This is a genomic window from Bacillus sp. BB081 (genome assembly GCF_008368895.1).
GTDB lineage: Bacteria > Bacillota > Bacilli > Bacillales > Bacillaceae_G > Bacillus_A > Bacillus_A wiedmannii.
Genome location: NZ_QOZX01000090.1, coordinates 1 through 506 on the forward strand (window position 1 = coordinate 1; position 506 = coordinate 506).

General features: G+C 38.7%; 1 protein-coding gene. It reads right to left on the minus strand.

What is annotated here, in order from left to right; genetic code table 11:
• Positions 1 to 105: 105 nt before the first annotated feature.
• A partial coding sequence (locus DN394_RS25920) for a zinc ribbon domain-containing protein (RefSeq protein WP_149294380.1) occupies positions 106 to 506 on the minus strand: 401 nt, incomplete at its 5' end.

Consider the following 506-nt stretch of genomic DNA (forward strand, 5'->3'; position numbering starts at 1 on the left):
GAAAAAGAGCAGTTCTCCCTTGTGGAAGAAGCCACCACTCAGATGAACCCAGCGTTTGCTACAAGCCCCGACAAGTCGAGTACACATGGATGGTTGACGCACCCACTAAGCTATGCGCGAAGCAACAGCCTTACGTTTTTGCACTTCTAATAGAATCGGCGTTTTCACTTTGAGATTGTCATCCAATTCTACAACTCTTGATTTTTCCAATGTATTCAATGCACCATTAATATCAGCATGGATACATGTTCCTGCCTTACTTTGGTACAGACCACGAGTGATTCGTTTGCCACTAAAGTGATAATGCGTCCTCTCATCCTTAGACCAAACTGGAACCGGATCTTTATCTAGAAAACTAGCTTTTGAAGTATAACTTTCTTCTTGTTTGAAAAATCGTATACCTTCTTTTATACATTTATTCTCAATTGCTGCAATCAGTTTATGAAATGGGATTTGAACAAATTTTTGATTATTCTTTTTTCCCATATCAGATTTTTGTTTCCAAC